The organism is Rahnella sp. RcJ3 (assembly GCF_009498575.1).
Lineage (GTDB): Bacteria > Pseudomonadota > Gammaproteobacteria > Enterobacterales > Enterobacteriaceae > Rahnella > Rahnella aceris.
Genome location: NZ_QSNX01000003.1, coordinates 133,188 through 155,821 on the forward strand (window position 1 = coordinate 133,188; position 22,634 = coordinate 155,821).

Consider the following 22,634-nt stretch of genomic DNA (forward strand, 5'->3'; position numbering starts at 1 on the left):
TTACCCGTTTTAGGCCACAGACAAAAATCCCTTCATGCTTTCGGCGTTTTACCGCTGATTATTTGAGCGTCTTCTTTTTGCATCGTCATGGTGATCAGGTCGCCCATAGCCCGCAGTTGTTCCGCCACCTGTGAGCTCAGCCACACGTAGCCATACACCTGCGCTTCCAGATGATTTGCTGCATTCATTTCCGCCATCAGCGCTTTCAGCTCTTCCGCAGATTCGTTGAGCTGATGATTGATCGTCAGTTCGTCGCCTCGCGTGCCGTTCATCAGCATCAGACTGAGCTTTTCCAGCGTATTGAGCATCAGCAGTTGCGCACTGCGCAGCGTGCGGGCATTGAGCATCAGGAAATGGCTTTCGCGCGAACTCCAGTAGGCATCGGCCAGCAGTTCCAGCGTGCACAACAGATTACGGCTCAGGGTCTGGATCGCATCAAACACTTCACGCGGAATATGCGATTCCTTACTGGCGGGAGCGAACAGAGCGCGCATCTTGACCATCTGCCCCATTGTCGTTTTCATTTTACCGTGCAGATGCGGGCGTTCGAGCATATTCGGCGATAACCACGCGCTGTAGAGTTTGTTCAGCGACATCAGGTAATCGGCCATCTGCATGCGCCAGTGAATAAACGCGCGCTGCGGATAAATACTGGCGAAAAGCAGCGCCAGCAGGGAACCGAAAATTACATCGCCGGAACGCCACAGCGCGGTATTCATATCGCCCGGCCCTGCGCCACACACCACCGCCAGCGTAATGCCGATCAGCAGCGCCATATACGGACGCTTGCCAAGGGTCAGATAGCCGCTGACAAACATCACAATTCCGCACCACACCAGCATCAGCGGAAAAGAGTACAGCTCGAGCCATAAGGCAATCAGCCCGGAAACGGAACCCAATACCGTGCCGGTAATGCGCTCCAGCACCCGCTGAAGCACGTTTCCCCAAAACGACATCGGTCCCATCACCACGACCAGGGTGATCAGCGGCCAGGTACCTTCGGGGATTTTCGTCAGACGGACAATCAGGAATGTCAGAATAAATGCCACCGCGATCCGCAGGGCGTGAGTCATTCTGTAATTACGATAAATGACGTTATCCAGCGCAGAAATTTTCTTGTCGAGACGCACGTTGAGCCTGCCGTAAGGCGTAAATTCAAAGAAGGCGGTAGTTTAGCCGAGTTACCAGAGGGGATCACCCTGGTTTTGTCAGGGATTTGGGGGATCGGTGCGGTATTGCGGAATAACGGGCCGATTTTGATGATGTGTTCCATGCCTGCGCATTTTGTCATGACTTCATTGTGGCGGATGGTATCCTAGTCGCCGTCAAGTTCATTCATTCCGCACTGATTAAGGTTATTTCCGTCATGTCAGACAAGCCGCAAAAAACTTTTTATTTTCATGATTACGAGACATTCGGTAAAAACCCGGCGCTGGATCGCCCGGCACAATTTGCCGGGGTGAGAACTGACGAAGATTTCAATATCATCGAAGAACCGCTGGTGATTTATTGCCGCCCTTCTGACGATTATCTGCCTGAACCTGAAGCGGTGATGATCACCGGTATTACGCCACAAGTAGCGCTGGAACGCGGCCTGATCGAAGCCGAGTTTACCGCGCAAATCCATAAAGCTTTCAGCGTGCCGGGCACCTGCATTGTCGGATATAACAATATCCGTTTCGACGATGAAGTCAGCCGTAATATCCTTTATCGCAACTTTTACGATCCGTATGCCTACAGCTGGCAGAACGGCAATTCCCGCTGGGATCTGCTGGATGTGATGCGCGCCTGTTATGCGCTGCGTCCGGAAGGCATCAACTGGCCGGAAAATGATGACGGTTTTCCGAGCTTCCGTCTGGAACATCTGACCAAAGCCAACGGCATTGAACACGAAAATGCCCATGACGCGATGGCCGACGTCTACGCCACTATCGCTATGGCAAAGCTGGTGAAACAGGCGCAACCACGTTTGTTCAGCTTCCTGCTCGAGCATCGCAGCAAACATAAACTCAATACCCTGATCGACATTCCTGCCATGGCCCCGCTGGTGCATGTTTCCGGTATGTTCGGCGCGGCACGCGGGAATACCGCGTGGGTCGCACCACTGGCGTGGCATCCTGAAAACAAGAACGCCGTGATCATGTGCGATCTGGCCGGTGATATGTCGACGCTGTTAGATCTCAATCCTGATGAGATGCGCGAACGTCTGTACAGCCGCCGCGAGGCGTTGCAGGCCGGGCAATCTCCGTTGCCGGTCAAGCTGGTGCACATCAACAAATGTCCGGTGCTGGCACCGGCCAAAACACTGTTGCCGGAAAATGCCGAACGGCTGGGTATTGACCGTCAGCGTTGTCTTGAGAATTTGCAGTTACTGCGTCAGAACCCGCAGGTGCGCGAGAAAGTGGTCACGATGTTTGCTGAAGCAGAGCCGTTTACGCCTTCCGATGACGTAGACGCCCGCCTTTACGACGGCTTTTTCAGCGATGCCGATCGCGCGGCCATGCGCATCATTGTGGAAACCCGTCCGGAGAACCTTCCCGCGCTGGATCTGACCTTTAATGATTCCCGCATCGAACCGCTGTTGTTTCGTTTCCGCGCCCGCAACTACCCTGCCACGCTGACCGATGCCGAACAGAAACGCTGGATGTTGCATCGCCAGGAGAAACTCACAGACGAGCGTGTGCAGGCGTACATTTTAGAGCTTGAATCGCTCTATAACTTGCATGAGGGGGATGTTGAGAAGATGGCGCTTCTCAAGGCGCTGTTTGAATATGGGAAGAAGCTGGTGGGTTAATTTTTGGGGATTCCCGAACAACCCCTTCCGGAATAGTGAGAATTTCGGTTTTTCAAAAGCAGTTCCCATGCGGCTTTTTGTGCCGAAACCGACGAGAGAGGAAAGTGCTTTTCCTCTCTCGACTCTCCTCGCTTTTTTCACTGCGCGCTTCGCTGGTCACAATGTTTCAGGTAGCACAGCGACAGGCTGGAAATCTTGCCGCTGCGCGGTTCCTTCTCTCGGTCTTCGAGCCACAGGTCTCGAAGCCGCTCCGTTCAGCAAGATTTCTGAACCGCCCGCACGATCTCAAATTCAAAGTCGGATTGTTTTTCATCTTTTAGAAAAGTGTATTGGCGTGATCAAAAATGGCACCGAATGAACGGTTCGAGACCCAAGGCTCGACACCTGAAATGAGGGAATCGCGAAGCGATGACATTTTACGCCACTCACTGTTGCCGGGAAATATGTCCGTCGTGCCTGCGGTAGCGCGTGTTGAAAAAAGCGGGGGGAATGCAAAGGGGGAAAGCACTTCCCCCTTTGTTCGGTTTCGGCGCGACACATTCAATAATCACCGTTCGTGAGAAACCGAAATATTCTCGATCAGATTTGAAAAGTCGCAATCACAGCAACCTCTGCAAAGTAGAGCCGCCATTGCAGCGGCCTTTCTGCAAAGAAAGTTTCCTGCCCTTTTCAAAGGGCAAAAATTACGCTTCCGGCGCTATCTCCCCGCTCATCTGCGGAGGCTGCTTACGAAACGCATTGGTGATGAACGCCAGATACCCGAGGCCAATCGCGCCCCAGACTAAGCCCAGAGTCATCGAACTCGATTCCAGATTCAGCCACAACGCACCGACGGTCAGCGCACCAATCACCGGCAGGATCAGGTAACTGATGTGATCTTTCAGCGTGCGGTTACGTTTTTCACGGATGTAGAACTGTGAAATTACCGACAGGTTCACGAAGGTGAACGCCACCAGCGCACCGAAGTTAATCAGCGCGGTCGCTGTCACCAGATCAAAGGTTATCGCAGACATCGCCACAACACCGACCAGCAATACGTTGAACGTCGGGGTACGCCATTTCGGATGCACATAACCGAACAGTTTTTCCGGGAACACGCCATCACGGCCCATCACGTACAGCAGACGGGAAACACCCGCATGTGCGGCCATGCCTGATGCCAGAACGGTTACACAACTGAAGCACAGAATGACGGACTGGAAGAACTTACCTGCCACGTACAGCATGATTTCAGGCTGAGACGCGTCCGGATCTTTAAAGCGCGAGATGTCCGGGAAATACAGTTGCAGGAAGTAAGACACCACCACGAAGATGATGCCGCCAATCAGCGCGGTCAGGAAAATCGCTTTCGGAATGACTTTGCCCGCGTTTGGCGTTTCTTCAGACAGTGAACTGATACCGTCAAAGCCCAGGAATGAGAAGCACAGAATGGTCGCACCGGTAATCATCGGCACTACATGCGCATTTTCACTGAAGAACGGCTTAGTGGTTGCCAGCGTACCCATGCCCTCGCCCATATAAACGCCACGGACTAACAGACCCAGGAACACCACCATGATCGCCACCTGCACCACAACGATAATGCTGTTCAGGTTCGCCACAATCTTGATGCCGCGCAGGTTGAAGGCGGTCATCATGCCGACCAGCGCCACCACAAATATCCATGACGGCACGCCAGGGAAAATGGCTTCCAGATAGATTTTCGCCAGCAGGATGTTGATCATCGGCATGAACAGGTAGTCCAGCAGTGATGACCAGCCGACCATAAAGCCGACGTGCGGGCTGATAGCTTTTTGCGCGTAAGTGTAAGCAGAACCGGCAGACGGGAAACGCTGCACCAGTTTGCCGTAGCTCACGGCAGTAAACAGAACGGCGATCAGCGCGAAGATGTACGCTGTCGCGACGTGACCATCGGTCAGGCCGGAAACAATGCCGAACGTATCGAAAATGGTCATCGGTTGCAGATAGGCAAGCCCCATCATGACAACCTGAACCAGTGTCAGGGTTTTACGCAGTTGTACACGCTGAGTGGCCGGAGCGGCAGATGCATTAGCAGACATGGTTCAGCCCTCCCTGAATTGCAGACACCGGGCGCTTAAACGCCTCTGAAAGCAACGTACAGGGAAAACTTCGGGAGTTATTACCAGTAAACGGGGGGTAGATCTTCACGTCGCTGAACGCGGAGGTGAAGGCTGTGCGAATGTGACCGCAGCTGACAGAAGCACCGGCAGGCACCGGTACAGGTTTGAAGTATTGCCCCATATTACATTTCCTCATAGTGGCGACCGTTTTTAATTTGGGATCGCACACGAACCTTGTTATCTATCCGGATCTGGGTCCGGCCTCTGTTGAATTAGTTTGGGTACTGCATATACAAAAAAAATAACCGGCGCCTTTAAGCGTCGGTTATCTGCAGTGCGGCGTATTTTGCACAAATCACGCATGAATGACAACATTCACAGGCGTTGCGTTACAAATTCTTTTCCAGTATTGAACATAATGCGCGTATTCGTTAACCGTGCTACGCGTTGCGGAGCATCCAGTCTATCTCCGTTTCCGTCACCCTTCTCTCGAACTGCAACAGTTCATCGGATTTACAGGTGTGATAGACGTGTGAGAAACGTTCGCCGAGGATTTTCTTCAGCGCGGGCTGATCGTCAAAATCATACAGCGCATCGCTCTGGCGGATAGGCAGCGGAATACCTTCCTGTTCCAGACCGTTACCGGTGACCGGTTCGGGTAACGGCAAATCGTTGTCCAGACCATACAGCATGCCCGCCAGTACGGTGGCGACCACTAAATACGGGTTAGCATCGGCACCGGCCACGCGATATTCCACGCGGTGATCGGCGGTTCCGCTGCAAGGAACACGCAGGGCAACGGTACGATTATTGTGCCCCCACGACGCCTGCGTCGGCACATACATGCCCGGCTGGAAGCGGCGGAAGGAATTGACGTTTGGCGCCAGCACCGCCATAGAGGCCGGCATCAGTGCAATCATGCCGGCGAGCGCGCGTTTCATCAGTTCAGAATCTTCGCCACTGGCATTGGCAAACAGGTTTTTACCGTTGTCGTCGAGCACGCTGAGATGGATGTGCATCCCGCTGCCCGCATATTCATCGTAAGGTTTCGCCATAAAGGTGGCGTCCATATCGTGATTTTCAGCTACCAGCCGCACCAGACGTTTGAGCATCAGGGCGTAATCACAGGCGCGCAGAATATTTTCGCTGTGGTGCAGATTGATTTCGAACTGGCCCGGTGAGGATTCCGCCACCGCGCCATCCGCAGGTAACCCCTGAATGTGCGCCAGACGATCAATGTCACTGAGCACATCCGCAAAGTGATCGAGATTATCGACGGAGTAAACCTGAGTATGCATGCTGCGTTCCTGCGTCCCCGGGGTGCAGGGTGGCTGAATATAGCCTTCCGCATCACGCTGTCTGTCGAGCAGATAGAACTCCAGCTCTACCGCTACCACCGGGAACAGGCCCCGCTGGCGCAATGTTTGCCAGATATGATTAAGCACATTGCGTGGTTCAACGTTAAAGGGAGTGCCATCTTCGTCAAGCATGGTCAGAAGCAACTGGCCGGTATGTTCAGGGTCGGAAGCCGATGGCGTTAAGGTTCCGGGAACCGGCACACAGGTGCGGTCGGGTTCGCCCAGTTCCTGGCCTAGTCCGGCTTCTTCCACAACATTACCGAGAATGTCCATGGCGAAGACCGATGCCGGGAAATAACAACCTTTTTCGAGTTTACGGAGTGCTGAGACGGGAACGCGTTTGCCGCGGAAGGAGCCATTGAGATCGGTGAGCAGGACGTCGACGTGAAGGGTTTGCGGGTGACGCTCCAGGTATTGGGATACTTCATCCTGGAACGCGCTACTTCGCTCTTCAACGTGCTTAGCGAGGGGCTCGGTCCCGCTAATCTCTTTCTTAATTTCATTCATCAGTTCAGTCGCTTGCATAGGTTTTCCGCCATTTGCTGGTTTCCGGCATATCAGGCTCCAACAGGGTGCCAGCCGGTTATCTTTACCGGGTCATCACTTTGTTCAACGCTGTGCTCTCATGGAGTGGGGATCCTCTCAGTTTTTTACTCAAAGCTCTTTTATGCTCAAACCGTTTATTGCTCAAAATAACGGCCATATCATTAACCCTAGCCTTAACATTAATTATTTGCAACATGTACATTATCGCAACATATCAGTTTGAAAAGCGACCTGAGCGCTGCTAAATTGGTCAATATAAGGTCAATATTCTGAGCAGTAACGTGCGGGGAGGCACGTACTGTCAGCCAATTCATCTACTCAACGAGGCGGTATTATGGGCAATATATTTTCCACGACATCTGCGGGAAAAGAGACGCGCTACAGACCGGTCATTGGGGTAGTCATGTGTAAAAACATCGTTGATGAAAATCCTGCCCTGACTGTCCACGAAAAGTATCTGGACGCCATTTTCAACGCCGATGCCCTTCCCGTTTGTCTGCCACATGAACTGGCAGCGCGCGAAGGCGCGATAGACCAGATTCTGCGCGGTCTCGACGGCATCTTCCTCACCGGCAGCCCCAGCAATATTGAGCCTCATCAGTACGGTGAAGAAGGTGTCGAGGAGCAGGCCGATCCCGGCCGTGACCGCCTGAGTTTGCAGTTGATCCGCGCGACGCTGGATAAAAAAATCCCGTTGTTCGCCGCCTGTCGCGGATTGCAGGAACTGGTGGTTGCCACCGGCGGCAGTTTGCACCGTAAAGTGCAGGACGTGCCGGGCTATATGGATCACCGCGAAGACACCACCTTGCCGCACGACAATCAGTATGATCTCGTGCATCCGGTACATATCGAACCGGGCGGCTTACTTTCGGAATTATTACCCGATTATCAGCAGTTTCAGGTGAACTCCCTTCACGGTCAGGGAGCCAACCGTCTGGGTGACATACTGACCGTGGAAGCACGCGCACCGGACAATCTGGTGGAAGCCGTGAGTGTCCGCAATCATCCGTTTGCCCTTGGTGTGCAGTGGCATCCGGAATGGCACAGTCTGACCGACCCGGTGTCGCGTCAGCTGTTTAACGCTTTTATCGCTGCCTGTCGCAAGGGCCATCAGGCCCGGAGCGCACGAGAGGAATAAACGGATGAGCGAAGTCAGTCTGGCGCCTGGTCGCCGGCTTTCTGAAATTCGCCAGCAACTCGGGATGTCACAGCGCAAAGCCGCCGAGTTGTCTGGCCTGACACACAGCGCCATCAGCACCATCGAACAGGATAAAGTCAGCCCCGCCGTCAGTACGTTGCAAAAGTTATTGCGGGTTTACGGGCTGTCACTTTCGGAGTTTTTCGCCGAAGAACATAAAAGTAACGCGCCGCGTATCGTGATTAATGCGGCGGATTTAATTGAAATCGGCAGCCGCGGCGTGTCCATGCGCATGGTCCACAACGGCACGCCAAACCATACCGTTGCCATGTTGCTGGAAACCTATCAGCCCGGCAGCACCACGGGTGACAAAATCAAACATCAGGGCGAGGAAGTCGGCACCCTGTTAGAAGGAGAAATCATCTTAACCGTCAACGGTCAGAGTTACCCGCTGCGTGCGGGGCAAAGTTATGCCATTAACACCGCGAACCCTCATAGTTTCAGTAATATTTCGACGCGGATTTGCAGGATTGTCAGCGCGCATACCCCTAATACCTTCTAGTTGTCATCGGCTCCGGGCGTGGCAACGGGAACCCGAAGAAGGATGTCATCATGACTGCTCAAACAGGAAGTCCCCGCGCTGCCGGTGTGCCGCACACCGACAGCTATTACGCCGGTTCTGTCAACGACCACGCGCCGTGGCCGGAACTGACAGACAATATTGAGTGCGATGTCTGCATTGTCGGTGCCGGTTTTACCGGCATTTCTTCTGCTTTATATCTGTGTGAGGCCGGTTACGATGTGGTGGTACTTGAGGCCGCACGGGTCGGCTGGGGCGCCAGCGGGCGTAACGGCGGGCAGGTGGTCAATTCTTACAGCCGCGATATTGATGTGATTGAAGACCGCTACGGACGGCAGACCGCTGATATGCTCGGCAGCATGATGTTTGAAGGGGCGAACATCATCCGTCAGCGCATCGATCAGTATGCCATCGACTGTGACTATCGCCCCGGCTGTATTTTTGCCGCGCTGAGTGCACGCCAGCTTTCGAAACTGCGCGACCAGCAAAAGCTGTGGAACCGTTACGGCCATACTGAACTGACCCTGCTGGATGAAACCGCCGTGCGGCGCGAAATCGCCACCGACCGTTACGTCGGCGGGCTGCTGGATAAAAATGGCGGCCACCTTCATCCGCTGAATCTGGTGCTGGGCGAAGCCGAAGCGGTGCGGCGTCATGGCGGGCGTATATTTGAAGGATCGGCAGTCACGCGCATTGACCACGGCGAACCGGCGTTAGTGCACACGGCCAAAGGTCAGGTCAGCGCCAAATATGTGATTCTGGCGGGCAACGCCTATCTGAGTCAGCAGCTTGCGCCGCGCCTCACGCGTCTCAGCATGCCGTGTGGCTCGCAGATTGTCGCCACAGAACCGCTGTCGGATGACATGGCACTCTCACTGTTGCCCAACAATTACTGCGTGGAAGACTGCAATTATCTGCTCGATTATTTCCGTCTCACCGCTGACAACCGGATGCTGTACGGCGGCGGTGTGACCTACGGCGGTAAAAATCCGCCGAATATCGATTCGGTGATCCTGCCCAAACTTAACCGCACCTTTCCGCAGCTTAAAGGCGTCAAGATTGATTACCGCTGGGGCGGCAATTTCCTGCTGACGTTATCGCGCCTGCCGCAATTTGGCCGGCTGGAAAATAACATCTATTACATGCAGGGTGACAGCGGGCATGGCGTGACGCTGACGCATCTGGCCGGGAAGCTCATCACCGAAATGCTGCGCGGAGACGCCGAACGTTTTGATGCGTTCGCCCGTTTACCGCATATGCCGTTCTTCGGTGGCCGCAATTTCCAGGTGCCATTTACCATGCTGGGCGCGGCGTATTATTCCCTGCGCGACCGCCTGGGCGTGTAATCCTTTCATCCTGCAAAGCCCCGCAGTTTAACTGCGGGGAAATCCCTGTGTCAGCCTTTGCCCGCCACCGGAAATTCGCTGTCAGTGCCGACTTCGGGCAACTCATTCAGATCTGGCTCGATCCCTTGCGAAATGTAATCTTTTGCCGCAATCGACTGTTCATTGCCTTGTGCGTCGCGGATAAGCACATGTTTGATCGCGCCATCTTTCATCACCTCACGGTGTACACCGGTAAATTCACTCATTGTGGTTTCCTTTTTGATGAACTGCACGTAGACATCGCTCATCTTTAAGCATAGTTTTTTATTCTTAAGTGCAACTAATAAAAATCCTAAATGACCTCAGCAACGCGCTCATTTTCCTGATAAATTAGAGGTATTGTCACTGATGACGACACCGCACGCCCCCGCACCACTCATGCCTTACAAGGAGAACGCTCTTGGACGCCAGCACGATTAATACTCTTTTCTTTATTGGCGCCCTGTTAGTCGCAGCGAGCATTTTGCTCAGTTCGTTCTCTTCTAAGCTTGGCATCCCTATTTTAGTCATTTTCCTGGCGATCGGCATGCTGGCAGGCATCGACGGAATTGGCGGCATTGCGTTTGATAATTACCCCGCCGCCTATCTGGTCAGCAACCTGGCGCTGGCGGTGATTTTGCTCGACGGCGGCATGCGTACCCGCGCCTCTTCCTTTCGTGTTGCCCTGTGGCCCGCGCTGTCGCTGGCGACGGTCGGCGTTCTGATTACCGCCGGTCTGACCGGGCTGGCCGCCGCGTGGTTATTCAATATCAACCTGATGCAGGGTTTACTGATTGGCGCGATTATCGGTTCAACCGATGCGGCAGCCGTCTTCTCGCTGATTGGCGGTAAAGGTCTGAACGAACGTGTCAGCGCCACGCTGGAAATTGAATCCGGCAGCAACGACCCGATGGCGGTATTCCTGACCATCACCCTGATCGACATGATTTCCAAAGGTGAACACGGCCTGAGCCTGATGTTTGTGGTGGATGTGGTGCGCCAGTTTGGCCTCGGCATTGTGTTTGGTGTCGGCGGCGGCTGGCTGCTGCACAAGCTGATTAATAAGATTACGCTGGCGGCCGGGCTGTATCCGCTGCTGGCGTTCAGCGGTGGTTTGCTGGTGTACGCGGCAACCATGTCACTGGAAGGCAGCGGCATTCTGGCGGTGTATCTGTGCGGCCTGATGCTCGGCAATATGCCCATCCGCAACCGTCACGGTATTTTGCAAACCTTCGACGGGCTGGCATGGCTCAGCCAGATTGGTATGTTCCTGGTGCTCGGTTTGCTGCTGACGCCCAGCGATCTGTTGCCGATTGCCATCGCGGCGCTGGCGCTGTCATTGTGGATGATCCTGCTGGCACGTCCGCTGTCGGTGTTTGTCAGCCTGATCCCGTTCAAAAACTTTACCCTGCGCGAACGCTTCTTTATCTCGTGGGTTGGCCTGCGCGGTGCGGTACCGATCATTCTGGCGGTATTCCCGATGATGGCCGGACTGCCTAATGCCACGCTGTATTTTAATGTCGCCTTCTTTATCGTGCTGGTCTCCTTGCTGCTTCAGGGGACGTCATTAGGCTTTGCGGCCAAAAAAGCCAAAGTGCTGGTGCCGCCGCAACCGACGCCGATTTCCCGCGTCGGTCTGGATATCGATGTATATAACGACTGGGAACAGTTCGTGTATCAGCTCGGCTCCGATAAATGGTGCGTCGGCGCGGCACTGCGTGATCTGCAAATGCCGCAGGCGACACGGATTGCAGCGCTGTTCCGTGGCAAAGAGATGCTGCATCCGACCGGCAGTACACGGCTGAAGGAAGGCGATATTCTGTGTGTCATCGGACAGGAAAAAGATTTACCGGAGCTGGGTAAATTGTTCAGCGACAGCAATAAAGTGGTGCTTGATGATCGTTTCTTCGGTGATTTCATTCTGCAGGCCGATGCCCCGCTGGATGCGATTTCTCAGTTATATGGTCTGAATCTGGAAGACACCGTGGATCAGTCGCAAACCCTGGGACATTTCGTCATTAAGCTGCTCGGAGGCGAACCGGTGATCGGTGACCATATCGAATGGGACGGACTGACGTGGACGATTGCGGAAATGGAAGGAAATCGGGTGAGTAAAGTCGGCGTGAGGATTGTGACGCAGAAGGCTTAAATTCCGGCTCCTTCCCCTCTCACGAGGGGAAGGAAAACGTATTACTGAGCAGCCTGCGGGTCTTTGTCGTAGTCTGAACAGGACTGATAACCTTTGTTCATGACATGACCGGTGTCGTTAAAGCTGACGAAGTAGGTCTGAGCTTTACCATCACGCGGGGCGACCGCATAAGTCTGACAAGTCCCTTTGGCGTGGATCAGCGTCGCTTCCGTTGACGGTGGTCCTGCAATGGCACGAACCTGCGATTTCGTCATCCCGACTTTGACATCACTGACTACCGGTTCTTTAACGTAACTCGCCGCACGGTCATAAGTCTGACACCCTGCCAGTACCGAAACTGCTGTAGCAACCACAAGTAACATTTTCTTGTTCATAACTTCTCCTCCTGAGTATTTTTGTATTGTTAAGCATAGAAGACATAAGGGATTTAGCCAGCCGATATGACTTCTATTTATTAATTGCACCATATTTTAAGTTTTTTCTGATAACCGGAATGGAGATTTTTAGCGCTGCCTGACATGCATTTTTATGTGTGCAAAAAGAAGATATTCAGGGCTTTTTGATCTATACATGAAAGAGGTAAGCCATTGATTGCTCGACAAGGAGCTATTACTGATGCATTTGGATCGACGCCGGTTTGTGACTTTGCTGGGTGTTATAGCCCTGATGCCGATACCCCAAACGGGCTTCGCGACTCCCCGGGAGGTTGCCATGGATACTCTGCGGATTGATAAACCCGACGGCGGTGTGCCGAATAATACGTTACCGGTGCTGATTTATCACCGCGTCATTCCGCCTGATACCGCCGATAATGCCGACTATCTCGAACACCTTTTCCGCGCCAACGGCTGGCCGCCGCAGTGGCGTTATCCCGTCTATACCTTTACGCATTTTCATTCCAACACACCTGAAGTGCTGGGTGTTTTTGCCGGTACGGCGAAGCTGCAACTGGGCGGCGAGCACGGCAATATTATCGAAGTGAAAGTCGGCGATGTGTTACTGCTTCCGGCCGGAATCGGCCATAAACAGATTTCTGCCGATGACGATTTTATGCTGGTCGGCGCGTATCCGCCGGGCATCAAAGCCGATTTATGCCATGACGAATTGCCGCAACTGGCGGCTCGCACCAAAGCGGTGAACGCCGTCCCGCTGCCCGCGACGGATCCGGTGACCGGACACAGCGAAGGCAGCATGCTGGTGTGGCATCAGAAATAACCGGGCATCACGCGGCGGTCAGGGCAAACCGCGCCACGGCTTTTTCCAGACGCTGCGACTGGTCCAGCAACTGCTGGGAAGATGCCGCCGCATGATCCGCCAGTTTGCCGTTTTGCAGCGTCACATGATTAAGCGCGGTAATGCGTTCGGAGACATCGTGAACACTTTGCCCCTGATACAACGTCGCTGCCGAAATCTCACTGACTAACGTGCTCAGGCCGTTGAAGATATGAATTATCTCTTCCAGACTTTGCCCCAGCACCGTAACGGATGCCGAACCGCGATCAATTTGCTGCACGGAATCATCAATCAGCTGGTGAATGCCACGCGTCGAATGGCTGCTCTTTTGCGCCAGCAGACCGATTTCTTTCGCCACCACCGCAAACCCGCGTCCGTGCTGTCCGGCATGCGCCGCTTCAATCGCCGCATTCAGCGCCAGAATATTGGTCTGAAACGCCACGCTGTCGATCATTGAGACAATACTGCTCATTTCTGAAGACTGGCTGACAATCTCTTTCATCGCGGTATCCACCTGTCCCATCACTTCCCCGCCGCGCGTCGCCACGCCTTTCGCCTGCTCGGCGCGTTGACTGGCCTGCAACGCATAGGCGGCGTTTTCTTTCACACGTTCATTAAGATGGGTGATGTGTTCAGTGGCAGCGCTGAGTTCTTCGCTCTGAATGGCGGCCTGTGCCGATAATTCCTCGTTACCCTTTGCCATCTGATTGATATTGATCATGATATGCGAGGAGGCATCGCGCACTTCACTGACCAGTTTTTGCAGGCCGTGCTGCATGTTGCGCAGGCTGACACCCAGCTCGCGGACTTCAATCACCCGCGCGTGGTCATCTTCGACATCGCGCGATAAATCCCCGGCAGCCAGCACGCTGATGTGCCCGATCATGCGTTGCAACGGACGGATAATCCACGCAGACACACCGCGCCAGACCAGCACCGCAATCACCGCCAGAATGACCAGCGCGCCCATAAACAGCGTTTTCGCCTGCGTCAGCGCATTGAGTAAGCGGTCGCTCAGGGACACCGCTGTGTGCTCATTAACCGCCAGATAAGCATAATATTTCTGGCTGAAGTCATCCTGAAACGCCTGGACCGGCACTTCAAAGAAGGAATCAATATTGTTGTTCTTTTGCAGACCGTTCGCCTGTTCCCGCAAGCCGTCGTAGAACATCTGATAGCTGGATTTCAGCTCGGTGGCAGCCGTATCGGCGTTTTTCGTCATACCTTCGAATTGTGCAAACGCTTTTTGCGACGCGGCAAGCGAACCCAGCGATTCTTCCATCAGGCTGTTCCAGCTCCCGACCGAGCCGGTTTCTTTATCCTGCATGTAATAAATACCGGCACGGTTCAGTTTGTCGCTGGCCATCAGCAGTTCCATACGGGCTTTATCCATGACGGCTTGCTGCTGACGCAGACTTTCGGTGGCAATAACGTTGTTATGTGCATCCTGCAGGATTTTGGTGAGCACCACGGTGGAGAAGATTTGCAAAGCAGAAAACAGGGCGATAACGCAAATTACCCCGAAAAGGATCCCCCGCGGACGTTTGATGAAACCCGATCGAAACAATCTGTTGAATGGCATTTTACCAATAAGTGAACGAGAAGTTAAATTCATGATTATTCTGCATTATTTAGAGAAGAAACAGAATTTTACTCGCGGGAAATGACAGAAGTATTTCAGGGAGCGGCGCTGAACCGCTCCCTGCGATTACTTATTGTTTCGGGAAGATCCACACATGGTTTTCGGGAAGTGCCAGACGGCAATGCTGCGGGTCGCGCACGTCGGTGCCGTAAGCACGGATCACAAAATCATCACCGGTTGTGCGGAACAGATATTCCCAGCGGTCACCGAGATACATGCTGGTCAGAAGCGGTAATTCCAGCTGATTCTCGCCCGGCCCGTCGGCCAGCACCACGCGTTCGACGCGGATCACCGCCGTCCCTTCCTGCCCGGCCTGCACCCCCTCACCCGCCAGCCCCCACAGCACCCAGTCGCTGCCTTCGATACGCGCTTTACCCTCACGCACTTCGGTGACTTTGCCGTGCAGACGATTGTTGCTGCCCATAAATTCTGCGGTAAACAGGGTTTTCGGCGAACCGTACATTTCCTGCGGCGTACCCTGCTGTTCAATTTTGCCGTTGTTGAGCAAAAGAATACGGTCAGAAATCGCCATCGCTTCATTCTGGTCATGCGTCACCATCAGCGCCGACAGTCCGAGTTTAATGATCAGTTCGCGCAGGAACACCCGCGCCTCTTCACGCAGTTTGGCATCCAGGTTTGACAGCGGCTCATCGAGCAAAATCACCGGCGGGTTGTAGACCAGCGCACGGCCAATCGCCACGCGCTGCTGCTGGCCGCCGGAAAGCTGATGCGGGTGGCGCTTGCCCAGATGCCCGAGGCCCAGCTGATTCAGCACATCCTGTACGCGCCGGGTGATTTCACCCGCCGAAACCTTACGTAATTTCAGCGGATACGCCACGTTCTCAAACACGGTTTTATGCGGCCACAGGGCGTAAGACTGAAACACCAGCCCGAGATTGCGCTCTTCGGCCGGAATTTCGCTGCGCGGTGTGCCGTCATAAACTTTGTTTTTGCCAATGACGATAGTGCCTTTCACCGGCTTTTCCAGCCCGGCGACGGCACGCAGCAAGGTGGTTTTTCCGCTGCCGGAAGGCCCGAGCAATGACACCACTTCGCCGCGTTTCAGATCCATGGAAACGCCCTTCAGCACCGGATTATCACCATAAGTCAGGTGCAGATTGTCGACAGATAATTCAATCATGTAATTTCACTCCGAAACGAAGGGCAATACCCAGACCTAACACCACCAGCAGGATGTTAATAAAGGAGAGCGCGGCAACAATATCAATGGCGCCCGCCGCCCACAGGGAAACCAGCATCGAGCCGATGGTTTCCGTACCCGGCGAAAGAAGATAGACACCGGTGGAATATTCACGCTCGAAAATCAGGAACATCAGCAGCCACGAGCCAATCAGGCCGTAACGCGACAGCGGAATGGTAACGTGACGGGTGATCTGCCCGCGGGTCGCCCCGGTACTGCGCGCCGCCTCTTCCAGCTCCGGCCCGACCTGCAACAGTGTCGAGGAAATCAGCCGCAGACCATACGCCATCCACACCACGGTATACGCCAGCCAGACGCTGAAAATCGTACTGCGCAAGGATCGCAACCAGACCACCAGGTTATCGCGCAACCACTGTGACCACGGCATGCCGGAAAGCCAGCCGGATTTGAGCGCGTTATCGAGCCACATCGGCAGGAACAGGAACACCCACAGGAAAGCCAGACCGGCCAGCAGCCCCGGCACCGCACGCGGCACCAGTACGCTGTAATCAAGGAAACGGGTGACGCCGTCGGGTTTACGGTGCATCGCAATACCGATAAACAGATAACAGGCCACCGCCAGCGCGCCACCAATGACGCCAATGGCCATCGAGTTGACGATAGCGCGCAGCAGGTTGGGCTGTTCCCAGATCGTGCGGAACGTGTTGAGCGAGAGTTCATCCCAGATGGAAACCCCGACGCCCCAGTTAGAGATAAATGCACGCAGCATCACACCAATCAGCGGAACGCCGATGGTCACCGTCAGCCAGAACGCCACCACAGCCCCGGCCACCCAGCGCCATTTTCCAAGCGGTAAAGCACGCGCCTGCGACGCTTTACCTTTCACCGTCACGAAACGGTTGGCGGTACGCATCAGGCGGCGCTGCAACATCACCAGCGGAATAGTGATACAAATCAGCACCACGGCAACCGCAGCCATCAGATGATAAGACGGCGTACCAAGTTTGTTGGTCAGCTGATAAAGATAGGTCGCCAGCACCATGTTGCCTTCCGGGTCGCCGAGCACCAGCATCAGGCCGAACACTTCCAGCCCGAGGAAGAACAGCAGAACGGTGGCGTAAAGAATCGACGGACGCACCATCGGCAGACTGACCGCCGTCATCACCTGTAACGGCGAGGCGCCTGCAGTTCGCGCGGCTTCCTCAACATCCGACCCGACGCTGCGCAACGCCGAGGAGATATACAGATAGGCGTGAGGAACATGCGTCAGACCGGCAATCACCACGATGCTCGACATGTCGTAGATGTTCCACGGCACGAAACCGAGGATCGCCTGTGCCCACAGTGAAAAGAACCCGACCGGTCCGGCGGCCACCACGTAACCGAAACCTAATACCATCGGCGACACAAAAATCGGCACCAGGATCAGCGGCTCAATCACGCGTCTGCCCGGCAAATCCGTACGCACCATCAGGAACGCCAGAATACCGCCAAGCGGGATGGCGATGACCACCAGCCCGAAGGCCAGAATAAAGCCGCTTTTCAGCGCCTTGTAGAAATCCGGATCAGTAAAGATGAATCCAAAGGATTCGAGGCTCCATTCTTTCGACGGCGAAAAGAACGGCGCGGAGAGGAAACTCTGTATCACGATGAACGACAACGGAATGTAGATAACCAGCGCCGTTATCAACACCACAATGCCGCGCGGCAGGCTCTGCCACTTTCTGCGCAATGCATTCATGTTACTTCCCTTCGGTTAGAAACAAGGAGAGCGAAATCAGGCAGGAAAAAGGAAGCGCGGCGGAAAATGACGCGCTTCAATATGTCACTACTTGGCAGCAGCGGTACGCCACTGTTTGATGTAATCCAGGCGTTTTTTCTGTTGCAGGTATTCCAGCAGGGTTTCATCCACCGGGATGGGTTTGAGCGCGTTGCCCAGCATTTTGGTCATACCATCGATATCATTTTTGCCTTCGATATCGTTACGGATGGAGGGAATGTCAGCCTGATTGGCCAGAATGCTCTGCCCCTTCTCGGACAAGACATAGTCCAGCCACAGTTTGGCCGCGTTGCTGTTTTTCGATTCCTGACTGATGAAGGAAACGCGGGAAAGCACCAGGGTGTAATCCTTCGGATAGGAAATCCCCAGTGACGGGTCAGTTTTAGCGCGGGCTTCGGCGTAGGAACCCAGGATGTTAAAGCCGATCAGGTTTTCGCCGGAAGAGACACGTTCCATCATGGTGCCGGTAGAGGATTGCACTGCTAAGCCGCCTTTGGCCACATCAGCCAGCGTTTTGAAATAATTCGGATCGGCTTTGAAATCCTGTACGGACAGCATGAAGCCGAGACCGGATTTCTCAATATCGTAAGTCGTGACTTTTTTGTTGAACTTTTCGGTCTGGCTGGCGATCAGTTTTGCCAGTGCCGCATGGGAATCAGGCACATCACCGGCCGGGATCAGGCGTTTGTTATAGATAAACACTACCGGTTCATACGTCGTGCCGTAGGCTTTGTCTTTCCACACTGCCCATTTTGGCAGTTGCCCCTGTTCAGGGGATTTATATTCCTGCGCGTAGTCGGTCGCCAGTTTCAGCGCGGTATCCATCGAGGAACTCCAGACCACGTCGCCGCTGGTGCCGCCCGCCGCCTGTTCGCTGATATAACGGTTGTACAGCTCGGTGCTGTTCATGTCGTTGTATTCGACTTTAATGCCCGGATACGTCGCCTCGAAGCCCTGGATCAGCGGGCCAGCGGCTTTGGTGTCAGTCGTGGAATAGACCACGACTTTGCCTTCTTTAGTCGCCGCATCGACGATTTTTTGATAGTCAGCCGGGTAGCCTTGAGGTAATGCAGACATTGCAGAGGAAGACATCATTACAGCCAGAGCAATCAGAGAGATACGTAATTTATTCGACATTATTGTTAACCTCTAGTTACATTTGGGAAACTAAAAATCAACATAACGCATAACATCGGACAGGCAATAGGGTAACGTTTTTATCTTCCCGATTTGTGATTCGTGGCGTTTTTTAAGCAATTAACACCATAAAAACCACGGTGGAAAACGCAAAACAGGCCCTCTGAATGGCCTGTTTTTAAGGACAGAAAACGGGGATTATTTAAAATATCCGGCGGTATCAATATCGGTCAGTAAATCCTGATGTACGGGTTTCCAGCCCAAAATATCGCGGGTGATCTGACTTGAGGTCGGATTATTTAATGAGGCAAAATGGGTAAACCAGCCAAAATGTGCCGCCAGATCTGGCCCGTTTTTACTCACCACTGGCAGGTTCAGGTGCTTACCGATGAGGGTGGCAATCTCACGGAATGGCACACCTTCTTCTGCATTCGCGTGATAAATCGCATTCTGCGCGCCCTTCTCCAGTGCCAGCACAAACACTTGCGCGGCATCAAAACGGTTCACCGCCGGCCAGCGGTTTTCGCCATCCCCCGGATACGCTGATTCCCCCTTTTCCCGCGCCAGCGCAATGAGCAGCGGCACAAATCCATGATCGCCCGCGCCATGCACCGATGGCGGGAGACGCACCAGTGACACCCGCACGCCCTGCTCTGCCAGTTTAGCGACGGCAAGATCGGACGCCACGCGAGGATTTTGCCCGTACGGATCGGGTAAATCATTTTCCGTAGCCAGACGGCCATTGTTCACCAGCGCCGTGCCGGAGGTGACGATCAGCGGTTTATGGGTGCCCTTCAGCGCAGCGCCTAATGCGCCAATCGCCAGCCGGTCTTTTTCACAATTTTCCAGAAACTTCGAAAAGTCATGGATAAACGCGGTGTGGATCACCCCGTCGGCCTGCGCGGCGCCGGATGCGAGGCTCTCAAGATCTTCAATACTGCCGCGATGAACACCGGCACCCGCGTCGGTCAGCGCCTGCGCCGAGGCATCCGAACGGGCCAGCCCCAGCACCTGATGACCGGCCCGCAGCAATTCCTGAACCACCGCAGAACCGACAAAACCTGTTGCACCTGTCACAAATACACGCATTGCGAATTTCCCCGTTGTTGGCTAAACCTGTCGTGGCTACAAAAGCCCAGAACTTACGTCATAAAATATAGGGGCTGGAGGAAAGACGATCTATGCGCTAATGTCCGCATTATCTTTGCAATCGTCCGGAGTCGCTGATGGACCCTCTTTCTGATGTGTTATCACTGCTGAAGCCGCGCAGTTATATGTCCAAAGGTTTTGAAGCCGGAGGCGCCTGGTCGGTGCAATTTCCCGACCATTATCAGTCGATTAAATGTAACGCGATTATTCGCGGTGAATGCTGGCTGGCAGTCGATTCCGTGCCAGGCGCAGTGCATCTGAAAGCCGGAGACTGCTTTGTGTTACCCAGCGGACGCCCGTTCCGGCTGGCCAGCGATCTTAGCCTTCCGTCCGTCGATGCCGGGCCCATTTTCCAGCAGGCGCAGGATGGCGGAACGGTTTCCTGTAACGGCGGCCAGGATTTCTTCCTCACCGGCAGCCGGTTTGCGGTCAGCGGCGCAAACGCCTCTACCCTGCTGGCGATGCTGCCGCCGGTGGTGCATATCTCAAAAGAATCCGACAGAGCCAGCCTGCGCTGGGCGGTTGAACGGATGATGCAGGAACTGCGTGACCAGCGTCCCGGCGGGTTGCTTATTGCGCAGCATATGGCGCACATGATGCTGGTACAGGCGCTGCGGATGCACGTCGATAACGCGCCGGAAGGTGAAACCAGCGGCTGGTTTGCCGCACTGGCCGATAAGCAGTTATCCAAAGCGCTGAATGCAATGCATGAAAACCCGGCGCAGCGCTGGACGGTGCAAACGCTGGCAGAACGGGCGGGTATGTCGCGTTCTGTATTTTCTCAAAAATTCAAACAGGCTGTGGGCAGTGCGCCGCTGGAATACCTGACACGCTGGCGGATGTTGCTGGCTGGCGACCGGCTGGCGAATACTAAAGAACCGGTATCAGCCGTGGCACTTTCACTTGGGTACGAATCAGAAAGTGCTTTCAGTACGGCGTTCAAACGCACACTGGGATGTTCGCCAAGGCAATACGGGCAGAAAGAAGCCGTCTGAAGAATAAGTGGAGGGGCACAGGGGGAATTTCAGATACAAAAAAAGCCGCTAATCACTTAGCAGCTTTATTGTGTTGTTTATGGCGGAGGAGGAGAGATTCGAACTCTCGAATGGTTTCCCATCGCCGGTTTTCAAGACCGGTGCCTTCAGCCGCTCGGCCACCCCTCCGTAAACAACAAGTACCTTACGACCTCAGTCGTTCAGTACGGGGCGTAGTATACAAGACCGGAAAAAAGATGCAAATATTATTTTCAGTCTAGTTTGTTGATTTTATGAGCATTTAAACCGCGTACACAAAGTCGGGCATAAATGACAGAGACAAAAAAAGCCGCTAATTGCTTAGCAGCTTTCTTGTGTTGTTTATGGCGGAGGAGGAGAGATTCGAACTCTCGAATGGTTTCCCATCGCCGGTTTTCAAGACCGGTGCCTTCAGCCGCTCGGCCACCCCTCCGCAACGAAGCGAACTATAAACAGTGCCGATCCGCTTGTAAAGCCTGATTCTGTTCTGATTGCCTGAAAAACAGGCATTCGGTTCGCAAGCGGCGATTTAAGCATCATTTCGGTGATTTTGACGTCAGGATACCGCGCAGTGCCCCGCTCCGGGCAGGTAAAGAAGGGTAAAACGTCTTTAATGACGCACCGCAACTACTTACACTGCAACCTGTTTGTATTTTCACCGACTCCAATTAGATACCCAAAATAATTTGGGTCGCAGGAAGGCGGCAAGAGAGGGAGTCCCGATGAGCTTACGCAGGTAAGTGATTCGGGTGACCGGGCGAAGCCAACGCATCTGCGACACAAAGTATGAAGGGCTTAAGTGAGAATTTTATTATGAACCGCATGGATCGTATCGTTGCATCTTCGTCATCATCACGCGCTGGCTCGTTGCTAAGCACGCACCGGGTGCTGCGTAATACTTATTTCCTGTTAGCACTGACTTTGGGCGTATCCGCGATTACTGCGACAGCAAGTACGGTTCTGAGATTGCCGTCCCCCGGTTTTCTGCTGACCATCGTTGGCTTCTATGGCCTGATGTTCCTGACCTACCGCACAGCCAACAGCCCGGCGGGTATTTTATCTGCCTTCGCGCTGACCGGTTTTATGGGGTATACGCTGGGGCCACTGCTGAGTTCGCTGCTTTCCGTCGGTGCCGGTGACATTATTATGCTGGCACTGGGCGGCACTGCGCTGGTGTTCTTCTGCTGTTCAGCCTATGTGCTGACCACGCGCAAAGATATGTCGTTCCTGTCCGGCATGATGATGGCAGGTTTTGTGGTGCTGCTGGTGGCGGTTATCGCTAACCTGTTCCTGCAAATTCCTGCGCTGTCACTGGCGATCAGTTGCCTGTTTATTTTGTTCTCCGCAGGCGCAATCCTGTGGGAAACCAGCAATATTATTCATGGCGGCGAAACCAACTATATTCGGGCGACCGTCAGCCTGTATGTCTCGCTGTACAACATTTTTGTCAGCCTGCTGAGCATTCTGGGCCTGTCATCACGTAACTGATAAAGCCTGAAGTGGATCGA

Annotated in this window: 19 protein-coding genes and 2 tRNA genes; 9 read left to right on the forward strand and 12 right to left on the reverse strand. The window is 54.0% G+C overall.

The genetic code is table 11. The annotated features are described in order from the left end of the window. Nucleotides 1–32: 32 nt before the first annotated feature. Nucleotides 33–1,130 (reverse strand): FUSC family protein, encoded by a 1,098-nt coding sequence (locus DXU84_RS05460; RefSeq protein WP_013574906.1) that lies wholly within the window; start codon nucleotides 1,128–1,130, stop codon nucleotides 33–35. 236 nt (nucleotides 1,131–1,366) lie between these two features. Between DXU84_RS05460 and sbcB the strand changes: the two genes are divergently transcribed. Beyond that, a complete protein-coding gene (gene sbcB / locus DXU84_RS05465) occupies nucleotides 1,367–2,794 on the forward strand; it encodes an exodeoxyribonuclease I (protein WP_015689632.1) in 1,428 nt (475 codons plus the stop codon). Further along, nucleotides 2,772–3,152 carry a hypothetical protein gene (locus tag DXU84_RS05470; RefSeq protein WP_153375055.1) on the forward strand — a complete coding sequence of 127 codons (381 nt, stop codon included), beginning with the start codon at nucleotides 2,772–2,774 and terminating at the stop codon, nucleotides 3,150–3,152. Before sbcB ends, DXU84_RS05470 begins: the two co-directional genes overlap by 23 nt. A 325-nt stretch (nucleotides 3,153–3,477) precedes the next feature. Here DXU84_RS05470 and DXU84_RS05475 read toward each other — a convergent pair whose 3' ends face one another. Then, nucleotides 3,478–4,854 (reverse strand): APC family permease, encoded by a 1,377-nt coding sequence (locus DXU84_RS05475; protein WP_013574904.1) that lies wholly within the window; start codon nucleotides 4,852–4,854, stop codon nucleotides 3,478–3,480. A gap of 461 nt (nucleotides 4,855–5,315) precedes the next feature. Further along, nucleotides 5,316–6,740: a glutamine synthetase family protein gene (locus tag DXU84_RS05480; protein WP_049804358.1), complete on the reverse strand. Its 1,425-nt coding sequence runs from the start codon at nucleotides 6,738–6,740 to the stop codon at nucleotides 5,316–5,318. Between the two features lie 373 nt (nucleotides 6,741–7,113). On the opposite strand from DXU84_RS05480, the gene puuD reads away from it, so the two are divergent. The 3 genes from puuD to DXU84_RS05495 are packed head-to-tail and all read left to right on the forward strand — an operon-like array spanning nucleotide 7,114 to nucleotide 9,843. Further along, on the forward strand, nucleotides 7,114–7,917 hold the full coding sequence (gene puuD / locus DXU84_RS05485) for a gamma-glutamyl-gamma-aminobutyrate hydrolase (RefSeq protein ID WP_013574901.1): 804 nt from the start codon (nucleotides 7,114–7,116) through the stop codon (nucleotides 7,915–7,917). A 4-nt stretch (nucleotides 7,918–7,921) separates the two neighbouring features. Continuing rightward, nucleotides 7,922–8,479 carry an HTH-type transcriptional regulator PuuR gene (puuR, locus tag DXU84_RS05490; RefSeq protein WP_013574900.1) on the forward strand — a complete coding sequence of 186 codons (558 nt, stop codon included), beginning with the start codon at nucleotides 7,922–7,924 and terminating at the stop codon, nucleotides 8,477–8,479. 50 nt (nucleotides 8,480–8,529) lie between these two features. After that, nucleotides 8,530–9,843 (forward strand): FAD-binding oxidoreductase, encoded by a 1,314-nt coding sequence (locus tag DXU84_RS05495; protein ID WP_051931096.1) that lies wholly within the window; start codon nucleotides 8,530–8,532, stop codon nucleotides 9,841–9,843. Nucleotides 9,844–9,893: 50 nt separating this feature from the next. Here DXU84_RS05495 and DXU84_RS05500 read toward each other — a convergent pair whose 3' ends face one another. Continuing rightward, a complete protein-coding gene (locus DXU84_RS05500; RefSeq protein ID WP_037036572.1) occupies nucleotides 9,894–10,088 on the reverse strand; it encodes a hypothetical protein in 195 nt (64 codons plus the stop codon). A 194-nt stretch (nucleotides 10,089–10,282) separates the two neighbouring features. Here DXU84_RS05500 and DXU84_RS05505 point away from each other — a divergent pair, with 194 nt between their 5' ends. Continuing rightward, nucleotides 10,283–12,010: a potassium/proton antiporter gene (locus DXU84_RS05505; protein WP_013574897.1), complete on the forward strand. Its 1,728-nt coding sequence runs from the start codon at nucleotides 10,283–10,285 to the stop codon at nucleotides 12,008–12,010. Nucleotides 12,011–12,051: 41 nt separating this feature from the next. On the opposite strand, the gene osmE is transcribed toward DXU84_RS05505, so the two are convergent. After that, complete coding sequence (gene osmE, locus DXU84_RS05510) at nucleotides 12,052–12,384, reverse strand: osmotically-inducible lipoprotein OsmE (RefSeq protein WP_013574896.1); 333 nt, start codon at nucleotides 12,382–12,384, stop codon at nucleotides 12,052–12,054. Between the two features lie 241 nt (nucleotides 12,385–12,625). Here osmE and DXU84_RS05515 point away from each other — a divergent pair, with 241 nt between their 5' ends. Beyond that, nucleotides 12,626–13,225: a hypothetical protein gene (locus tag DXU84_RS05515; protein ID WP_013574895.1), complete on the forward strand. Its 600-nt coding sequence runs from the start codon at nucleotides 12,626–12,628 to the stop codon at nucleotides 13,223–13,225. 7 nt (nucleotides 13,226–13,232) lie between these two features. On the opposite strand, the gene DXU84_RS05520 is transcribed toward DXU84_RS05515, so the two are convergent. The 5 genes from DXU84_RS05520 to DXU84_RS05540 all read right to left on the reverse strand — a co-directional run bounded on the left by DXU84_RS05520 (nucleotide 13,233) and on the right by DXU84_RS05540 (nucleotide 20,053). Further along, a complete protein-coding gene (locus DXU84_RS05520; RefSeq protein WP_112151751.1) occupies nucleotides 13,233–14,858 on the reverse strand; it encodes a methyl-accepting chemotaxis protein in 1,626 nt (541 codons plus the stop codon). Between the two features lie 97 nt (nucleotides 14,859–14,955). After that, nucleotides 14,956–16,026, reverse strand: a complete 1,071-nt coding sequence (locus tag DXU84_RS05525) for an ABC transporter ATP-binding protein (protein ID WP_013574893.1) — start codon at nucleotides 16,024–16,026, stop codon at nucleotides 14,956–14,958. Then, nucleotides 16,019–17,788, reverse strand: a complete 1,770-nt coding sequence (locus DXU84_RS05530) for an iron ABC transporter permease (protein ID WP_013574892.1) — start codon at nucleotides 17,786–17,788, stop codon at nucleotides 16,019–16,021. Before DXU84_RS05530 ends, DXU84_RS05525 begins: the two co-directional genes overlap by 8 nt. 87 nt (nucleotides 17,789–17,875) lie before the next feature. Further along, a complete protein-coding gene (locus DXU84_RS05535) occupies nucleotides 17,876–18,964 on the reverse strand; it encodes an ABC transporter substrate-binding protein (protein WP_013574891.1) in 1,089 nt (362 codons plus the stop codon). A 198-nt stretch (nucleotides 18,965–19,162) separates the two neighbouring features. Beyond that, complete coding sequence (locus tag DXU84_RS05540; protein ID WP_013574890.1) at nucleotides 19,163–20,053, reverse strand: SDR family oxidoreductase; 891 nt, start codon at nucleotides 20,051–20,053, stop codon at nucleotides 19,163–19,165. A gap of 137 nt (nucleotides 20,054–20,190) precedes the next feature. Here DXU84_RS05540 and DXU84_RS05545 point away from each other — a divergent pair, with 137 nt between their 5' ends. After that, on the forward strand, nucleotides 20,191–21,108 hold the full coding sequence (locus DXU84_RS05545) for an AraC family transcriptional regulator (RefSeq protein ID WP_013574889.1): 918 nt from the start codon (nucleotides 20,191–20,193) through the stop codon (nucleotides 21,106–21,108). 80 nt (nucleotides 21,109–21,188) lie between these two features. Here DXU84_RS05545 and DXU84_RS05550 read toward each other — a convergent pair. Together DXU84_RS05550 and DXU84_RS05555 are read right to left on the reverse strand one after the other, a co-directional pair. Beyond that, a tRNA-Ser gene (locus DXU84_RS05550) sits at nucleotides 21,189–21,276 on the reverse strand. Nucleotides 21,277–21,471: 195 nt separating this feature from the next. Then, nucleotides 21,472–21,559: transfer RNA gene (locus DXU84_RS05555), tRNA-Ser, on the reverse strand. Nucleotides 21,560–21,948: 389 nt separating this feature from the next. Between DXU84_RS05555 and yccA the strand changes: the two genes are divergently transcribed. Continuing rightward, nucleotides 21,949–22,614: an FtsH protease modulator YccA gene (gene yccA, locus DXU84_RS05560; protein ID WP_015689627.1), complete on the forward strand. Its 666-nt coding sequence runs from the start codon at nucleotides 21,949–21,951 to the stop codon at nucleotides 22,612–22,614. Nucleotides 22,615–22,634: the final 20 nt, after the last annotated feature.